Below are 17,043 nucleotides of genomic sequence, written 5' to 3' on the forward strand. Positions count from 1 at the left end.
CGGAAGCTAAGACACTCAGCGCCGATGGTACTGCAGGGGGGACCCTGTGGGAGAGTAGGACACCGCCGGACTTCTTTCACGAAACGCCCGCCCCACGCTTGTGGGAGCGGGCGTTTCGCCGTTAACGGTGCGGATCCCCGCAGACGGCTGCGCGACGGGACTTCGTGCACTTGTGCAAAGGTGCACTAGTGCATATGATTAGGCAAGTGCAGCCTTCGACATCTCTCCGTGAACGCAACCGCCTGGCGACGTGGCAACTCATCCACGACACCGCGGCGGAGCTTGTGCTCAAGCACGGTATCGCCGCTGCCACGGTGGAGGCGATCGCCGAGCGGGCCGGTTGCTCGCGGCGCACCTTCTTCAACTACTTCGCGACGAAGGAAGACGCGATCCTCGGCATGAGGGAGCTTCGGCTCGACCCCGACGACGTGCGCGCAATCGCCGCGGCGGAGCCGGCAGCCGCTCCCTTCGACCGCACGATGCGCATCCTGATCACGATCCTCAGCGAGATCTATCCGGTGCCTGGCCGCTACGACCGGCGGCGCGCCCTGCTCGAGAAGGTTCCCGAGCTGAAGTCGAGGTTCATTGAGAACATCTCGAGCGCCGAGGGGCTCGTGCTCGAGTATCTGCGGCACGACGCTGAGCTCGGTGACGCGCATGAGGGACTCGGCCCCGACATCGATGCCGACGAGGCGCGCGTGCTGCTCACGCTCGCGGCCGCCATCATCCGGTATGCGGCGACCCACGACGCCGACAACATGCTGGTCGATCGGGATGCCGCGCTCCGCCGCGCCACGAAACGCTTCCGAGAGGTGATCGAGCACACGCTATGAGCACGTCCAGCAGCACTTCGCACGAGGGTCGGTCGAAGCCGGGGAGCCGGTCGAACCCGGGCAGCCGGTCGAACCCGGGCAGCGGTGCGGCCGATCCCGCGCCGACCTCCAGCGAGCGTGCGGCAGTATCTCGCGAGCGTCGGCCGAGAATCCTGTTCGTCTTCATCGCCCTGATGCTGTCGATGCTGTTGGCATCCCTGAACAACACCATCATCTCTGCGGCGACGCCGACCATCGTCGGCGAGTTGCATGGCGCCGAGCACATCAGCTGGGTCGTGACGTCGTTCATCCTGTCGTCGACGATCATGATGCCCGTGTTCGGCAACCTCTCCGACACCCTTGGACGCAAGCCCCTGCTCATCGTCGCGATCGTGCTCTTCATGCTCGGTTCGGTCGGGTGCGCGATGGCGTGGAACATCGAGTCCCTCATCGCCTCGCGCATCGTGCAGGGCCTCGGGGGCGGCGGGCTCATGATCCTGTCTCAGGCCACGATCGCCGATGTGGTGCCGGCCCGTGAGCGCGGCCAGTACATGGGGGTCATGGGCAGCGTCTTCGCGTTCTCGTCGGTGGTGGGTCCCCTGCTCGGGGGGTGGCTCACCGACGGGCCCGGCTGGCGCTGGGCGTTCTGGCTCAACGTCCCGCTCGGCGTGCTCGCGCTCATCGGCACCATCGTGTTCCTGCGGTTGCCGAAGCGCCCGCGCCGGCGCGCGCATGTCGACGTGTGGGGCATGGTGCTGCTCGCCATCGGCACGTCGTGCATTGTGCTCGTGAGCGTCTGGGGCGGCTCGACCTACCCGTGGACCTCGCCCGTCATCCTCGGGCTCATCGCGGCTGCCGTGCTCGCGGTCGTCGGCTTCATCCTCGTCGAGCGCAAGGCGGCTCAGCCGGTCATCCCGCTCGGGATGTTCCGCCACCGCAACTTCGCCCTCACGACGGTCGCCTCCCTCGCGGTGGGGGTGGCGATGTTCGGCACACTCGGCTATATGCCGACCTATCTGCAGGTGTCAACCGGCCTCGGCGCGTCGATCTCCGGGCTCCTCATGGTGCCCATGATGGGCACGATGCTCATCTCCGGCATCGTCGTTGGCCGGATGGTCACCCGCACCGGCAACTACAAATGGGCGCCGATCACCGGCTCACTCTTCATCGCCCTCGCACTCGTGCTGATGGGTACGGTCACGGCCGAGATGCCCGTGTGGGTGATCTGCATCTACATCGGCATCTTGGGGCTCGGCATCGGCGTCGGCATGCAGATTCTCACCCTTATCGTGCAGAACGAGTTCCCCAACGCGATGGTCGGCACCGCGACGGCGGCGAACAACTACTTCCGACAGGTGGGCGCGACGCTCGGTTCCGCGATCGTCGGGGCGGTTTTCGCCGCGCGGCTCACGGGCATCCTGTCCGAGACGGTCCCCGCCAGGTTGCTGCCCGCTGGCGGTGCATCGTCGCTGACGCCCGCCATCGTGTGGGAACTCCCGGGTCGACTGCGCGACACCGTCATCGGGGTCTACAACGACGCGCTCATGCCGATCTACCTGTGGCTGGCTCCGCTCATGGTGTTCGGCTTCATCGCCACGCTGCTGCTGCGCGAGAAGCCGCTCGCGACGACGGTCGAGCGCGATCTTCCGGCGGAGGCCCTCGCGACGGGGCAGGTGCGCGTGGTGGTGCCCGATTCGGAGCGCGCGCCTTCGACGCCTTCGACGCCCTCGACGCCCTCGACGCCCTCGACGATCGTGGATGCTGGCGCTGGCGCTGGCGCTGGCGCCCGCACTCGGCGCGGTCGGGCGAAGCGGTCCCGTACCACGTAGACTGACTCGGTGAGAATTCTCGCCGCGATGAGCGGTGGCGTCGACTCGGCGGTCGCCGCCGCAAGGGCAGTCGAAGCCGGGCACGACGTCGTCGGGGTGCACCTGGCGCTCGCGCGCCAGCGGGGCACACTCCGCACGGGCAGCCGCGGCTGCTGCACGGTCGAGGACGCCATGGATGCTCGCCGGGCGGCGGACCGCCTTGGCATCCCGTTCTACGTCTGGGATTTCTCGGAGCGGTTCAAAGAGGACGTCGTCGACGACTTCATCGCCGAGTACGCCGCGGGTCGCACCCCGAACCCGTGTCTGCGGTGCAACGAGAAGATCAAGTTCGCCGCACTGCTCGACCGGGCGATCGAGCTCGGCTTCGACGCCGTCGCGACGGGGCACTATGCGACCCTCATCGACGACGGGCGGGGCGGGCGCGAGTTGCACCGGGCATCCGCCTGGGCGAAAGACCAGTCGTACGTGCTCGGCGTGCTCACGGCCGAACAGCTACGGCACTGCTACTTTCCTCTCGGCGATACGCCGTCGAAGGAGCTCGTTCGCGAGGAGGCTGACCGCCGGGGCCTGACCGTGGCGCAGAAGCCCGACTCGCACGACATCTGCTTCATTCCCGACGGTGACACCCGCGGGTGGCTTGCCGAGCACGTCGACCTCCAGCCGGGCGAGATCGTGGATCGGGAGGGTGCGCGCCTCGGTACCCACCAGGGTGCGCAGGCGTACACGGTCGGCCAGCGCAAGGGCCTCGCGCTCGGCGTGCCGGCACCCGACGGCCGCCCCCGTTTCGTCCTCGAAGTGCGCCCCACCCGCAACGAGGTCGTGGTCGGGCCGCGCGATGCCCTCGCGGTGCGCGAGCTCGCGGGCGGGCGCTGCAGCTGGGCCGGTGAGCCGCTCGCGGCCGACGACGTCCACGTCGCCTGCCACGTGCAGATCCGCGCGCATGGTGACCCGGTGCCCGCGACGGCGCGCATCCGTCCCGTGCCCGCCGAAATCGTCGAGCGCGATGATCCGACGCGGCCCGGCTTCGAGGTGCACGTCGAGCTCGACGAGCCCCTGCTCGGCGTCGCACCTGGCCAGTCGGCCGTGCTGTACGTGGGGACCCGAGTCGTCGGGCAGTTTACGGTCGACCGCACGGTGAGTGCCGTACCCGCCGATTCCCCCGCCGCCGCTTCCGCCGGCTCCCCGGGCGCCCCCGGGCGCGCCCCCGCCGAACGGGGTGCCGCGTGAGCCGCGTCGGAAGCGCGTCGGGACGGAACGACAGCGCCGCCTCGCGGGAGCCGGAACTCAAGCCGGGCAAGGCGCTCGACCTGCTCACGGAGAAGGTCGAGAAGTGGGCCACGTCGTACCGCCGGCTTGATGAACCCGAACGGTGGGAGAGCGACTTCGAGGCGAGGTTCCGGCGCGAGGCTGCGGAGCTGGCGCGTCGATCGACCGCCGAGGCACGTCGCTTCGAGGCCCGCGATTGGTTCCTGGCCGTCATCCTGTGGGCACTCATCGCCGTCATGGTGTGGCTGTTCTCGGTGTTCGTGATGCAGCTCGACGGGGTGTGGCCGCTCGTCTTCGCGGCCTTCGCCGTCTTGGTCGGTGCCGTCGGGGTGTGGCAGTCGTACCTCGAAGTGACGAGCGAGAAGCGCGCGGCCGGCAAGCTCGCCAAGAACGAGCAGTGGCTGCTCGGCGTAACCCGCAAGACCGCGAACCGGCTGCTCTCACAGCGTGCCGCAGCTCGGGGAACGGGCTCGTGACCGGCGACGCCTCGGCACGCTCGAGCGGCGAGGCCGGCGCTGGCGGGGAATCGAACTCTGACGACTTCGAGGCGGCTCGCGCCCGCGTCGGCGAAATTCGCGAGCTGATCACCGGCTACGCCGAGGCGTATTACGAGCGCGACACGCAGCTCGTTGCCGACGCCGAGTATGACGGGCTCATGGCCGAGCTCCGGCGGCTCGAGGCTGAGCATCCGCGTCTGCGCTCGCAGGATTCGCCGACGGAGACGGTCGGTGGGAGCGTCTCGCCCCTGTTCGCTCCGGTCGAGCACCGCGAGCGCATGCTGAGCCTCGACAACGTGTTCTCGATCGACGAGCTTCGCGAGTGGATGCGCAAGACGCGCGAGGCCGCGGGTGGTTCCGTCGCGTGGCTGGCCGAGCTGAAGATCGACGGGCTCGCGCTCAGCCTGCGCTATGAGCGCGGCGTGCTCACGACGGCCGCGACGCGGGGCGACGGCCGCACGGGCGAAGACGTGACGCAGAACGTGCGCCGCATCCCGAGCATCCCGCAGCGCCTCGAGGGCGACGAACACCCGGAACTCGTGGAGGTGCGCGGCGAGGTGTTCATTCCGGTTGAGAAGTTTCAGGAGCTCAACGCGCTGCAGGTGTCGTTGCGGGCCAGGTCGGTGGAGGAGGCACGCACGAGATGGGCCTCGCGGCCGGCCGCCACTCGCGGCGAGTTCGATGAGACGGTCGAGTTCGCACGCGCCGAACGGCGGTTCCCCGCCTTCGCGAACCCGCGCAACGCCGCGTCGGGCGGACTGCGTCAGCTGCTCGAGAAGAAGTCCGGCCTCGAGCACGAGGCGGGCCTCGCGCGAACCGCCTCGCTGCGCATGTACGTGCACGGCATCGGGGCGTGGCCCGACCCGCCGGTCGCGACGCAGTCGGGCGTGTACGACCTGCTCGCCTGGTGGGGGCTGCCGACCTCGCCGCACGCGCGCGTGTTCGACGGTGATGACGACGTGCTCGCCTTCGTCGACGAGCGCGGGGAGAGCCGGGCGGGCATCGAGCATCAGATCGACGGCATCGTCGTGAAGGTCGACGACCTCGCCATGCACGACGAGCTCGGTATGACCTCCCGGGCTCCGCGCTGGGCGATCGCCTTCAAGTACCCGCCGGAAGAGGTGCACACGACGCTTCGCGAGATCCGCGTCGGCGTTGGCCGCACGGGACGCGCGACCCCGTACGCGGTCATGGAGCCGGTCGCCGTGGCGGGTTCCGTCGTGCGCATGGCGACGCTGCACAACCAGGAGGTCGTTCGGGCCAAGGGGGTGCTGATCGGCGACACGGTCGTGCTGCGCAAAGCGGGCGATGTGATCCCAGAGGTGCTCGGTCCTGTCGTGGAGGCGCGCACGGGCGACGAGCGCGAATTCGTCATGCCGAGCGAGTGCCCCGAGTGCGGAACGCCGCTGCGGCCCATGAAAGAGGGCGACATCGATCTGCGCTGCCCGAACGCGCGCTCGTGCCCTGCCCAGGTGCGGGGCCGCGTCGAGCACATCGGGTCGCGCGGCGGTCTCGACATCGAGGCGCTCGGGGAGGTGACGGCGGCGGCGCTCACGCAACCGTCGCATCCCCCGGCGCCCCCGCTCGTCACCGAGGCGCGGCTGTTCGATTTGACGATCGACGAGCTCGTGCCGATCGAGGTCGTGGTACGGGACGGCGAGACGGGCGAGCCCAAGATCGACGAAGCGACGGGCGAACCCACGGTGCGCCGGCCCTTCCAGAAGGTGTCCCGCGTGTACCCGCCCGGCACGGAAGACCTGTCACCGGCCGAGCGCCGCAAGGCGGGCATCCGGAAGAACTACGAGCTGGTGCAGCCCTCGAGCGCCGCCGAGAAGCTGCTCGAGGAGCTCGAGAAGGCCAAGACGAAAGAGCTGTGGCGGTTGCTGGTGTCGCTGAACATCCGGCACGTGGGCCCGGTCGCAGCGCGGGCGCTCGCCGATTGGTTCGGCTCGCTCGACGCGATCCGGGCCGCGACCGTCGATGAGCTGAGCGCCGTCGAGGGAGTCGGGCAGATCATCGCCGAATCCATTGCGGAATGGCTCGACGTCGACTGGCACCGCGAGATCGTCGACCAGTGGACCGCCGCGGGGGTGCGATTCTCGACGCCCGGTCACCCGGGGCCGGGCGCGATGGCCGAGGTCGAGGGCCCGCTGACGGGCCTCACCGTCGTCGCCACGGGGACCCTTGAGGGGTTCACGCGCGACGGAGCGAAAGAGGCCATCCTGGCCGCGGGCGGCAAGGCCGCGTCGAGCGTCTCGAAGAAGACCGACTTCGTCGCGGCGGGGCCGGGCGCCGGTTCGAAGCTCGCGAAGGCCGAGTCGCTCGGCATTCCGGTGCTCGATGCCGACGGGTTCCGGCGGCTGCTCGAGGGCGGGCCGGATGCGGTGCGCGACCTCATCGGCGACCCCGCGGCAGTCGGCGCCGACGCAGCCGACGCCGCGGCATCCGGGGCTGGTGTCGGCGCCGATGCAGCCGGCGCCGATGTCGATGGCCCGGCCGGCGACTGATCCGAGCTCGTCGCGTGTTCCTCGGAAGGAACGACGTGCGTGCTCCGCGCCGGGCCGCCGGTCAGCGCAGCGCGATGAGGCCGAGGTTGCCGATCACGGCGAACAGGATGCCCCACAGAATGATCGAGATGATCTGCCAGACGATGACCGCGTTGCGGCTGGCGCCAAACGAGACCATGAGGCCGGATGAGAGCTGGCTCGGCAGTACCCACTGACCGAGCAGGCTGACACCCGGGACGCCGAAGCGGTCGAACATTCGCTTGAAGCGCTGTTGGCGGGGTGACAGCTCGGGCTCGAGCGTGCTGTCGCCGCCCTTCGCTCGCCGTTCCAGCGCCTTCTTGCGGGCGCCGGCGCCGAGGAACACGAAGGCAAGCATGGAGATCACGTTGCCGACGACTGCCGCGGCGACCGCGAGCGGCGTTGGTACGCCGGCGACGATGCCGATCAGGGTTCCGAGGTAGGACTCGACGAATGGGATGGCCGAGATCAGCATGACGCCTGCCCACTGCAGCCAGACGGGGAGTGATTCGGTGAAGGCGATGAGTGCGTCGTGCATGGAACCTCGCAAACCTGTAAAGTGGCCTTGACATGACAAGCTTGCTTGACATGACGGCGGGTGTCAAGCTCGCTTTACATATTTCGGGTGTTCCCTTACCGTGAGAGCGTGCGCAGTAGGGTCAGGGAGCTCCGAACCGGGCGCGGGCTCTCGCAGCAGGCACTCGGGGACGCGCTCGGTGTGTCGCGACAGACGATCAACGCGATTGAGACGGGGCGCTACGACCCGTCGCTCACACTGGCGGTGCACCTCGCCAGGTTCTTCGGCGCCACGGTTGAGGAGGTCTTCGATGTCGACGCGCAATGAGGACGGGCCCGGCGATGGGGCGGAGGATGCGGTCGACCCGCACGAAGCGAGCGCCGGGGACGCGGCCTCGGGGCGCGCCACGCGCTCGCGTCGACGTTGGCCGATCTCAACGCTCAATACGGTGCTCCTGGGGGTCGGCCTGGTCGGGGCCGTCGTCTTCTTCATTATCGATAGTCCGTTCAGCGGCGCGGTGATGCTCATCGCCACGGTCGCGGTGGCGGTCGGCGCACTGCTGGCGAGACGCCGGGGGTCCAGCGACCTCGAGCGCATCAACGCCCTGGAGTACGCCGACGAGCGCGATCGCGCGGCGGCCGTGAAGGGGCTCGCCGCCGTCGGCGTGGCGTCCCTCGTCCTGCTCGTCGTGCAGATCATCGTGGCCGTGGCGCTCGGGGAGGGCGTGTTTCTGGCGGCCTCGACCTTGCTGGTGCTGTCGATCGTGTGGCTCATCGCGAACTGGTATTTCGTGCGCCGCGGCTAGGGAGCGAAGCCAGAGGCCCGGGAGCGCGGTCGCGCGGGAGTGCCGCGTGCCGCTCACCGCTCCAACGTATGCTCCTGCGCGTCCTCGCTGGCTGGGCCGCTGGAAGTCTTCGTCTTCCCTCTTCGGGCGAGTCGCAAAATGACGTAGGTAATGACGCCGACCAGCACGATGATGCCGCCCCGCAGCCACACTTCGCCGCTCTGCTGCGTCAGCAGCACGAGGCAGGTGATGACGGCGAGCACGGGCAGCGCGGTCCAGGTGCGGAAGTGCTCGTGCTTGACGCGGTCTCGGCGCAGGACGAGGACGGCGATGTTGGTGCTCAGGAAGACCACGAGCAGCAGAATCACGACCGTCTCCGCCAGGACCTCGACGGTGCCCGTGAGCGCGAGAAGGATCGCGGCTCCGGTCGTGACCAGGATCGCCACCCACGGCGTTCGGCGGCGGGGGAGCACGCGGCCGAGTGCGCGAGGCAGCAGTCCCTGGTTCGACATGCCGTACGTGAGCCGGCTGGCCATGATCATTGTGAGGAGGGCCCCGTTCGCGACCGCGATCAGCGCGATCGCGCTGAAGAGCCAGGCTGGGACGGGGACCTCGGTCGCCTCGATCACGGTGAGGAGCGGGCCGCTCGACGCCGCGAGTTCGTCGGCCGGCACCGCGATGGACGCCGCCGTGCCCACGAGCACGTACAGGATGCCGGCGGCCAGGAGCGACGCGAACAGGGCGCGTGGGTAGGTGCGGGAGGGGTCGCGGAGCTCCTCGACCATGTTTGCGGAGGTCTCGAACCCGACATACGAATAGAAGGCGAGCAACGCCGCGCCCAGAACCGCGCTCCACGGCTCGACCCCGGGCGCGAACGAGACGGCTCGGGCGACGTCGCCGCCACCATTGCCGAGGAGAATCGCCACGAGCACCACGATGAGCAGGAGGCCGGAGAGCTCGATGCAGGTCATGACGAGGTTCGAACGGAGGGACTCCTTGACGCCTCGCAGGTTGATGGCGGCGATCAGCACGAGCAGGATGATGGCGCCGACGATGGGCGGCAGATCGATGAAGGTCGCCAGGTAGTCGCCGCTGAAGGCGAGCGCGAGGGCGGCGGCGCTCACGACGCCCGCGGCCAGCATGCAGAACCCGACCATGTACGAAACGAAGTCGGAGCGGAACGCCCGCTGCGCGAATACGGCCGACCCGCCCGCCCGCGGATACTTGGTGACGAGTTCCGCGTACGAGGCGGCGGTGAGTAGCGCCATGCCGAGCGCGACGAGCAGCGGCACCCAGGTCACACCACCGACCTCCCCGGCGATGCTGCCGACGAGGGCATACACCCCGGCGCCCAGCACATCGCCGAGGATGAACATAAACAGCAGCAGACCCGTGACGTCTCGTTTGAGCGTCGACGCTTCCGCGACGTCATCTCCCATGTCGATTCCTCGCTTCATCGTCGAGAGCACTCCAGGCTGCGGATACTGCTCCGTGCCCCGTGAACGTGCCGATGATGCCACGCTTCGCCGGGCATCGTGGCACATTCAGGGGTTCACCAGGCTTCGTGGCCGGCGATGACGGGGCTTCGCGCTGCTTGATCGCGGGGCTCCGCGCCGCGTGGTCGCGGGATTCCGCGCCGCGTGATCGCGGGGCTCCGCGCCATCTGATCGCGGGGCGTCCTGATCGGTGTATGTCAAAAGGGTGGCGGCTGATCATCGAGCGGCATCGGGCGGCCGCTTGAGTGCGCCGTCCGGGCGACGTGCGCGTCTCGGGCGACGTGCGCGTCTCGGGTGCCGTCCTGGCTCCCGGCGTCGAGCCGACGCGCGCGTTGACGGAGCCGATCCGCGCCCGCGCGAGTGAATGATGGACCCGGCGGTACCGGGCTGTCTGTCACTCGCCGGCCGGTCGGCGACGTCCATTCGAGTTTGCCGCGCTCCAACTGCCGCACGGTCCACGCGGAGACGTGCTTGCGCCGATGGTGTCGGGGGCACAAGCAGGCGAGGTTGCAGACGTCGGTTGTGCCGCCGTTCGCCCAGTCTTGCGTGTGATCGGTGTCGCAGCGCCTCGCCGGCCTTCGGCAGCCTGGGAACCGGCAATGCTGATCGCGAATGCTCAGGAACGCGCGCTGCTCGGCGCTCGGCCGGTAGGTGTCGACGGCCAGCGGGGAACCCGTCATCGGGCACGTGAGAACTCGGGTCCACGAGCGTGCATTCGCCGCGAGGAGCGCCGCATCGGCGAGTGAGATGGGAATCATGCCGTCGAGGGTGGCCGGCTCATCGTCGACACCGAGCAGGGAGAGCACAGGGACGACGATCATGACGCGTGCGTCGACCTGTCCAGGAACGAGCACGGAACCTTCTCCCGGCCGTGGTGGTCGAGCCACGGCGGGCGCTACGCCGGTAACGGGGGCATCCTTGCGGCGGGACTCGCCCCGGGCATCGTCGTGCCCGGGCGATACAGCAGCGAGGCTTTCCGTCCGGCGCGACGAGGCCACGTCGTGTTCACCACCACAGCCGATGTCGGGTAGTCGGGTCGTGAGCACGAGCGCGGCGAGCGTATCGGCGCGCAACTCGTCGAAGCACCGGGGCTCATCGGCATCCGTGAGCAGCTTGGCGGCCTGCGTGAGTCGATCGAACATACCGGCTGCCTGCACGCTCGGGAGAACGGCGATGAGCTCGCTCATGCCGTCGACCTGCTCGACGACGACGACGCTGCGGCGCTTCGCGGCACGACTGTGGCGTTCAGCTTGGGTCGACGCCATCGCGCGTTCCGCCATGCGCCGCGCTCGCGGGCGCAGCCTGGACGGCGTCATGACCTCGTCGGTGGCCAGCTCGAGCGCCTGTCGTTCGTAGGTGGCGCGTGACTCGGGGTCGTCGATGGCGGCGCCCGCCTCGCACACCGTCTTCGCGAGCGACAGCGTCGTGCGGCCGGCCGCCAACGCTTCGTAGACCGCGGGAAACGCTTCGACCAGCAACCTGGCCTCCTCGACGCGGCGCTCGCCCGTCACAGGAGCGACCCTCGCGACCAGGGACCATTCGGCGCCGACGTCGCTGCGCGCGTGGTCTTCGGCGACTCGCAGGTCTTCGCGCGTGAGGTCATCACGGGGACCGCCTTCGGCCGCGGCGCGCTCCAGCCGGACGGCGACCTCGAGATGACGGAGCGTCGCGAGCGCACGCGTCTCGGTCGCGTCGAGCTGCGATCGCAGCTCGTGCATGCGCGCAAGCTCGTCGTAGAGCGCGCGCCGAAGCGGGAGCAGCGTCGCAGGCGAGGCGCCCGGGGCAACGGCGGCGCCCGGGGCAACGGCGGCGCCCGGCCCGCCGGGGCCATGGTCGTCGGCGCGGGGGCTATCGGCGTCACCGGCGCGTTCACCGCCCGGCGTCGACTCGTTCTCGCTCATGCACCAACCACACCACCACCCTCCGACACTGCCGGCGGCGGCACGGGGCGGAATGCCGGCATTCTCCACAGCCACCTGGTCCACAGCCGCGGTGACGCCACGGTGCGCGGGTTGGGCGTGATTCCGGGGTGGCGCCTGGTCCGATCGGATGAGCCCCACCTCACTCTGCGGTGCCGTGACGCCCCGTGACTCGGGGGCTACGCTCGACGCGTATCAGGCTGGCGCTCCATCGGGCACGACCGCCCGGCCGCGCCTGGAGGTGATCGGACGCCGTGACGAACGTGCAAGCACTCGTCGACGACGCCGCGTTCCTGCACGCCGACGCAACCCTCGCGCTGCATGAGGCCGTCGGCGCGGCCGAGCCCGGCGTCGACCTCGCGAACGGGCGCGCCACCTACGCGACCGTCCCCGGAACCCCGATGTTCGGCATCCAGGTACTCGGGGCCGAGCGCCCCGCGCACGAGGGCGTCGGAGCCGACGGCTTTGCCGCCATGTTCGGCGTCGACCCGAGTGGCGTCTGGGAGTGGGCGTGGGCCGTGCCGTCGCTCGCGCCCGCCGAGCTGCTTCGGCTCTCGGCCTTCGTCCGCGACATCGGCATGCAGCGGGGGATACGCGAGCTCGCCGAGCCACGGGTCGAGCTCGGCGCCTACTCCGCCGCACACCTCGTGATGGCGGCGAAGACGATCCTCGGCCGGGCCGCGTCGGCGGTCGTCGCCGGTCCCGAGGGCACGCGCGTCCACCTCATCCTCGACATGCCCCCGCCGGTCCCGGGTGCACGGCGGGCGGCAGCCGCGATCAGGACCTCACTCGAGCAGGGCCTCGTCCTCGATCATCGCCGAGCTCTGCGGTCGTATACCGCGATCACCGGGCTTGTCCTTGAGCAGCACGGACCTGGCATCGTGACGATCTCCGCGCCGGACGGCAGGCTGGAGCTCGCGTTCGACGCGAATGACCGCATCGAGCGCATCACCACCCTCCCGGTCGGCGACCAGGGCACGGGCGACTCGCCTCCACCGTGGGTGATGGGAGCCGACGTGCCGCAGGAGGCACCGCAAACCATCGCGTCGCCGAAGCACGATACCTCGACGGCGCCAGGTGTGCCGGGGCCGGGTGCGGATGCCACCAGGGGTTCTGCGGCGGATCCTCGCCGAGTGTCGTGGGGCCCGGATGGGAGCGGGGACGGTGGCGGTGCCGTGTTCCCCGGAGCGACCCCGGCGATCGCCCACACGACCGCGATCTCGCCGGACGGCGACACGCCACCCGTCGTCATCCCCGCGTCCACGGATCCGCCGACCCCGCCGGCACCGACCGCAGCGCCGCAGGCGCCGATCGCGGCTCCGATGATGCCGAGCCCAGCTCCGGCGGTGCAGGCGTCGCCTTGGGCGCGACAGGAGCCCGCCGGGGCCGGAGCCACCTCGGAGGGCATGCGGCCGGTGCGGATGACCGACGGCCGGATCGACGTTCCGCCGTGGCTGATCGAGTCGGGCCACGCTCGGTCCGAGAACGCTCCCGCGGCCCCGGCAGTCGTGCCGGCCTCTCCCACCGACGGGGCCACCACGGCAGCCCCGACGGCGGAACGCCCCGCGCCGGAAGCCCAGGCGCCGGTAGCCCCGGCACCGCCTCCCGCGACCCACGGAGAGCCCGCGCCGCGAGCGGCAGAGATCAGGCTCGGATCCATGCCTCGGCTCGCCGCTCTACCGCCCGAGCCGCCAAACTCGGGCGGTTAGCTTCACCACCCAGGCCGCGTGCGCCGGCTTTGCCGCCCTCGTCGCCATTTGCGCCGCCGGCGCCGGACGCTCCTGCTGGGGCACGACCGGCACGAGTGAGCCGCTTCGCCTCAGTAGACTTGTGCGGTCCACCCACAATCACGGAGTCGCATGGCTGACATCACCGCCGCCGAGGTCGAGCACCTCGCCGAGCTCGCACGAATCGACCTGACGCCCGCCGAGGTCGACGACATGACCACTCAGCTCGTCGAGATCCAGCACCTCATCGCGCGGGTGCAGCAGGTCGCCACCCCGTCGGTGCCGACCACGAGCCATCCGGTGGTGATGCATAACGTCATGCGTCCCGACGTCGCCGAGCCCCCGCTCGACCGCGAGGCCGCGCTCGCCGGCGCGCCCGACAGCGACGGCGGTCAGTTCCGCGTCACCTCGATCCTGGGGGAGGAACAGTGATGGCCGGCGACACGACCAACACCGACCTCACCCGCCTGAGCGCCGCAGACCTCGCCGATCAACTCGCCACCGGCGCCATCACCTCGGTCGAGGCGACCCGGGCGCACCTGGACCGTATCGCCGCAGTCGATGGCGACCTCCACGCGTTCCTCGACGTGGACGCCGACGCCGTCCTCGCGACCGCGGCGGACGTCGACCGTCGCCGCGCGGCGGGCGAACGGCTCGGCGCCCTCGCCGGTGTCCCCATCGCCGTCAAGGACAACATCGCGACGAAGGGGCAGGTCACGACGGCCGGCTCGCGCATCCTGGAAGGCTGGGTGCCGCCGTACGACGCGACCGTGGTGGAGCGTCTCCGCGCCGCCGACCTCGTCATACTGGGCAAGACGAACCTCGACGAGTTCGCCATGGGCTCATCGACCGAGCACTCGGCCTACGGCCCGACGCGGAACCCGTGGGACCTCGACCGCGTGCCCGGCGGCTCAGGAGGCGGTTCCGCGGCCGCCGTCGCCGCCTACGAGGCGCCCTTCGCGCTCGGCACCGACACCGGTGGCTCGATCCGCCAGCCCGCGGCGCTCACCGGCACCGTCGGCGTCAAGCCGACCTACGGCGGCGTGAGCCGATACGGCGCCCTGGCGCTCGCCTCGTCGCTCGACCAGATCGGTCCCGCCGCTCGCACCGTGCTCGACGCGGCCCTACTGCACGACGTCATCGGCGGTCACGACCCCCGCGACGCGACGTCGATCGTCGGCGAGTGGCCGTCGTTCGCGGATGCTGCGCGTTCCGGTCGCGAGGACGGCGCCGTCGACGGGCTTCGCATCGGCGTCCCCCGCGAGATCACCGAGGGCTCCGGCTTCGAGGCCGGCGTGCTCGAGCGCTTCAACGAGTCGATCGAGCTGCTCACCCAGCGCGGTGCCGTCGTCGTGCCCATCGACACGCCACACTTCGAATACGCGGTCGCGGCCTACTACCTGATCATGCCCGCCGAGGCGTCGAGCAACCTCGCCCGCTACGACTCGGTGCGCTACGGCCTGCGCGTCGAGGCCGGCGGCAACGTCGAGCGCGTCATGGCGGCCACGCGCGCACAGGGGTTCGGCGACGAAGCGAAGCGCCGCATCCTGCTCGGCACCTACGCATTGAGCACCGGCTACTACGACGCCTACTACGGTTCCGCGCAGAAGGTGCGCACCCTGGTGCAGCGGGACTTCGGCGATGCGCTCGGGAAGGTCGACGTGTTGGCGGCGCCAACGTCGCCGACCGTCGCATTCCGGATCGGCGAACGCACCGACGACCCCACCTCGATGTACGTCGCCGACATCACGACGATTCCCGCGAACCTCGCGGGCGTGCCCGGCATCTCGGTGCCCGCCGGCCTCTCGGACGGTCTGCCCGTCGGCATGCAGTTCATGGCCGGGGTGCGCGAGGACGCCCGGCTGTACACCGTGGCGGCAGCACTCGAAGGCGCGCTCGAGGCGACCTGGGGCGGCCCGTTCCACGCGCAGGCGCCCGAGCTCCGTGCCGACGCTGCCGCGGCAGGGCATCTCTCGACCGAGCAGCAGACGGAGGCTTCGGCATGAGCAAGGCAGACCTGATGGACTTCGATGAGGCCCTCGAACGGTACGAGCCCGTCATCGGCCTCGAGGTGCACGTCGAACTCTCGACCCAGACCAAGATGTTCTCGCCGGCCCCGAACATGTCGGGCAACCTCGAGGGCGAAGCGCCCAACACGGCCATCGGTCCCGTCGACCTCGGCCTGCCGGGCACGCTGCCCGTCGTCAATGAACAGGCCGTGCTGTACTCGATCTCGCTCGGCCTCGCCCTCGGCTGCGAGATCGCCGAGGTCTCGGGCTTCGCGCGCAAGAACTACTTCTACCCCGACAACCCGAAGAACTACCAGATCTCGCAGTATGACGACCCCATCGCCCACGACGGCCGGGTCGAGGTCCAGCTCGAGGACGGCACGGTCTTCAATGTCGAGATCGAGCGGGCGCACATGGAGGAGGACGCCGGCAAACTGACGCACGTCGGCGGCTCGACCGGTCGCATCCAGGGTGCCGACGCTTCGCTCGTCGACTACAACCGCGCGGGCGTGCCCCTCGTTGAGATCGTCACACGTCCCATCTTCGGCGGTGAGGCGCGCACGCCCGAGCTCGCGGCCGCCTACGTCGCGACGATCCGCGACATCGTGCGCTCGCTCGGCATCTCGTATGCCCGGATGGAGCGCGGCAATCTCCGCTGTGACGCGAACGTCTCGCTTCGGCCGCGCGGCGAGCAGAAGCTCGGCACGCGGACGGAGACCAAGAACGTCAACTCGTTCCGCTCGATCGAGCGCGCCGTTCGCTACGAGATCCAGCGACAGGCCGCGCTCTTGGCGGCGGGCGGGACGATCACGCAGGAGACGCGCCACTGGCACGAGGACACTGGCCGCACCTCGGCCGGCCGCGTCAAGTCCGATGCCGACGACTACCGGTACTTCCCGGAGCCCGACCTCATGCCGCTGCGGCCCGACCGGGCGCTCGTCGAGCGACTGCGCGCCGAGCTGCCCGAGGCGCCGGTCGAGAAGCGTCGCCGCCTGCGCGAGGAATGGGGCTTCGGCCCCCAGGAGTTCCAGGACATCGTGAACTCCGACCTGCTCGAGGTCGTGGCCGAGACGATCGCGGCCGGGGCCCCGGCCGCCGGCGCGCGGAAATGGTGGATGGGCGAGCTGTCCCGTATCGCGAACGAGCGCCAGGTGGCCCTCACGTCGCTCGCGACCCCGCAGCAGGTCGCCGACCTCGAGGCGCTCATCGCCGCGGGCACCGTCAACGACCGCCTCGCCCGCCAGGTGCTCGAGGGGGTCATCGCGGGTGAGGGCACGCCGGCCGAGGTCGTGGATGCCCGTGGTCTCGCTGTCGTGTCCGACGACGGCGCGCTCGTCGCCGCCATCGACGAGGCCCTCGCCGCCCAGCCCGACGTGCTCGCCAAGATCAAGGACGGCAAGGTGCAGGCCGCCGGCGCCATCATCGGCGCCGTCATGAAGGCGATGAAGGGGCAGGCCGACGCGGCGCGCGTGCGCGAGCTCATCCTGGAGCGGGCCGCGCAGTAGCCGGCGCGCAACCAGCGGCGGCCCCGGTCGTCCGCGCGCGCGGTCTCGAGGGACAGGACGCTCACGCACCGTCGTCAGCGACCGTGCCCGCTCGTATGGTCCCTCGGGAGGGTCGGCCCCCGGGGTGTTGCGTGCGACAGCCCGCTGAGGCGAGCCG

14 protein-coding genes and 1 rRNA gene are annotated in these 17,043 nt (G+C 70.2%); 12 read left to right on the forward strand and 3 right to left on the reverse strand.

What is annotated here, in order from left to right:
• The 6 genes from rrf to ligA all read left to right on the forward strand — a co-directional run.
• Window positions 1–71: ribosomal RNA gene (gene rrf / locus F8O04_RS15350) — 5S ribosomal RNA — on the forward strand; the annotation flags it as partial.
• A 135-nt stretch (window positions 72–206) separates the two neighbouring features.
• Window positions 207–833, forward strand: coding sequence for a TetR/AcrR family transcriptional regulator (locus F8O04_RS12955; RefSeq protein ID WP_188726515.1), 627 nt, complete (start codon window positions 207–209; stop codon window positions 831–833).
• Window positions 830–2,641 carry a DHA2 family efflux MFS transporter permease subunit gene (locus tag F8O04_RS12960; RefSeq protein WP_158029825.1) on the forward strand — a complete coding sequence of 604 codons (1,812 nt, stop codon included), beginning with the start codon at window positions 830–832 and terminating at the stop codon, window positions 2,639–2,641. The genes F8O04_RS12955 and F8O04_RS12960 overlap by 4 nt, the downstream gene beginning before the upstream one ends.
• A gap of 9 nt (window positions 2,642–2,650) precedes the next feature.
• Window positions 2,651–3,868 carry a tRNA 2-thiouridine(34) synthase MnmA gene (mnmA, locus tag F8O04_RS12965; protein WP_188726514.1) on the forward strand — a complete coding sequence of 406 codons (1,218 nt, stop codon included), beginning with the start codon at window positions 2,651–2,653 and terminating at the stop codon, window positions 3,866–3,868.
• A complete protein-coding gene (locus F8O04_RS12970) occupies window positions 3,865–4,383 on the forward strand; it encodes a hypothetical protein (protein WP_158029826.1) in 519 nt (172 codons plus the stop codon). The genes mnmA and F8O04_RS12970 overlap by 4 nt, the downstream gene beginning before the upstream one ends.
• A gap of 179 nt (window positions 4,384–4,562) precedes the next feature.
• Complete coding sequence (gene ligA / locus F8O04_RS12975) at window positions 4,563–6,911, forward strand: NAD-dependent DNA ligase LigA (protein WP_373285891.1); 2,349 nt, start codon at window positions 4,563–4,565, stop codon at window positions 6,909–6,911.
• 61 nt (window positions 6,912–6,972) lie between these two features.
• Here the strand turns inward: ligA and F8O04_RS12980 are convergent, their stop codons facing one another.
• On the reverse strand, window positions 6,973–7,467 hold the full coding sequence (locus tag F8O04_RS12980; protein WP_158029828.1) for a hypothetical protein: 495 nt from the start codon (window positions 7,465–7,467) through the stop codon (window positions 6,973–6,975).
• A gap of 108 nt (window positions 7,468–7,575) precedes the next feature.
• On the opposite strand from F8O04_RS12980, the gene F8O04_RS12985 reads away from it, so the two are divergent.
• Complete coding sequence (locus F8O04_RS12985) at window positions 7,576–7,773, forward strand: helix-turn-helix transcriptional regulator (RefSeq protein ID WP_158029829.1); 198 nt, start codon at window positions 7,576–7,578, stop codon at window positions 7,771–7,773.
• The gene (locus F8O04_RS12990) at window positions 7,757–8,251 is read left to right on the forward strand and encodes a hypothetical protein (protein WP_158029830.1); all 495 of its coding nucleotides are present in this window, start codon (window positions 7,757–7,759) and stop codon (window positions 8,249–8,251) included. The genes F8O04_RS12985 and F8O04_RS12990 overlap by 17 nt, the downstream gene beginning before the upstream one ends.
• Before the next feature lie 53 nt (window positions 8,252–8,304).
• Here the strand turns inward: F8O04_RS12990 and F8O04_RS12995 are convergent, their stop codons facing one another.
• Both F8O04_RS12995 and F8O04_RS13000 read right to left on the reverse strand, forming a co-directional pair.
• Window positions 8,305–9,669: an APC family permease gene (locus tag F8O04_RS12995; protein ID WP_158029831.1), complete on the reverse strand. Its 1,365-nt coding sequence runs from the start codon at window positions 9,667–9,669 to the stop codon at window positions 8,305–8,307.
• Between the two features lie 254 nt (window positions 9,670–9,923).
• Window positions 9,924–11,627 (reverse strand): HNH endonuclease signature motif containing protein, encoded by a 1,704-nt coding sequence (locus F8O04_RS13000; protein WP_158029832.1) that lies wholly within the window; start codon window positions 11,625–11,627, stop codon window positions 9,924–9,926.
• A gap of 272 nt (window positions 11,628–11,899) precedes the next feature.
• On the opposite strand from F8O04_RS13000, the gene F8O04_RS14905 reads away from it, so the two are divergent.
• The 4 genes from F8O04_RS14905 (at window position 11,900) to gatB (ending at window position 16,886) form a co-directional block, all read left to right on the forward strand.
• A complete protein-coding gene (locus F8O04_RS14905; RefSeq protein ID WP_188726513.1) occupies window positions 11,900–13,354 on the forward strand; it encodes a DUF6882 domain-containing protein in 1,455 nt (484 codons plus the stop codon).
• Between the two features lie 150 nt (window positions 13,355–13,504).
• Entirely contained in the window at window positions 13,505–13,804 is a 300-nt protein-coding gene (gene gatC / locus F8O04_RS13010; RefSeq protein ID WP_158029834.1) for an Asp-tRNA(Asn)/Glu-tRNA(Gln) amidotransferase subunit GatC, read from the forward strand.
• Entirely contained in the window at window positions 13,804–15,378 is a 1,575-nt protein-coding gene (gene gatA / locus F8O04_RS13015) for an Asp-tRNA(Asn)/Glu-tRNA(Gln) amidotransferase subunit GatA (RefSeq protein WP_158029835.1), read from the forward strand. The genes gatC and gatA overlap by 1 nt, the downstream gene beginning before the upstream one ends.
• Window positions 15,375–16,886, forward strand: a complete 1,512-nt coding sequence (gene gatB / locus F8O04_RS13020) for an Asp-tRNA(Asn)/Glu-tRNA(Gln) amidotransferase subunit GatB (RefSeq protein WP_158029836.1) — start codon at window positions 15,375–15,377, stop codon at window positions 16,884–16,886. Before gatA ends, gatB begins: the two co-directional genes overlap by 4 nt.
• Window positions 16,887–17,043: the final 157 nt, after the last annotated feature.

Source organism: Pseudoclavibacter endophyticus (assembly GCF_008831085.1).
GTDB lineage: Bacteria > Actinomycetota > Actinomycetes > Actinomycetales > Microbacteriaceae > Pseudoclavibacter > Pseudoclavibacter endophyticus.

Coding starts and splice junctions, on each gene's coding strand:
- F8O04_RS12960 (WP_158029825.1), top strand. CDS start 830: ATGAGCACGTCCAGCAGCACTTCGCACGAGGGTCGGTCGAAGCCGGGG.
- ligA (WP_373285891.1), top strand. CDS start 4,563: ATGGCCGAGCTCCGGCGGCTCGAGGCTGAGCATCCGCGTCTGCGCTCG.
- F8O04_RS12980 (WP_158029828.1), bottom strand. CDS start 7,467: ATGCACGACGCACTCATCGCCTTCACCGAATCACTCCCCGTCTGGCTG.
- F8O04_RS12990 (WP_158029830.1), top strand. CDS start 7,757: ATGTCGACGCGCAATGAGGACGGGCCCGGCGATGGGGCGGAGGATGCG.
- F8O04_RS12995 (WP_158029831.1), bottom strand. CDS start 9,669: ATGGGAGATGACGTCGCGGAAGCGTCGACGCTCAAACGAGACGTCACG.
- F8O04_RS13000 (WP_158029832.1), bottom strand. CDS start 11,627: ATGAGCGAGAACGAGTCGACGCCGGGCGGTGAACGCGCCGGTGACGCC.
- gatC (WP_158029834.1), top strand. CDS start 13,505: ATGGCTGACATCACCGCCGCCGAGGTCGAGCACCTCGCCGAGCTCGCA.
- gatA (WP_158029835.1), top strand. CDS start 13,804: ATGGCCGGCGACACGACCAACACCGACCTCACCCGCCTGAGCGCCGCA.
- gatB (WP_158029836.1), top strand. CDS start 15,375: ATGAGCAAGGCAGACCTGATGGACTTCGATGAGGCCCTCGAACGGTAC.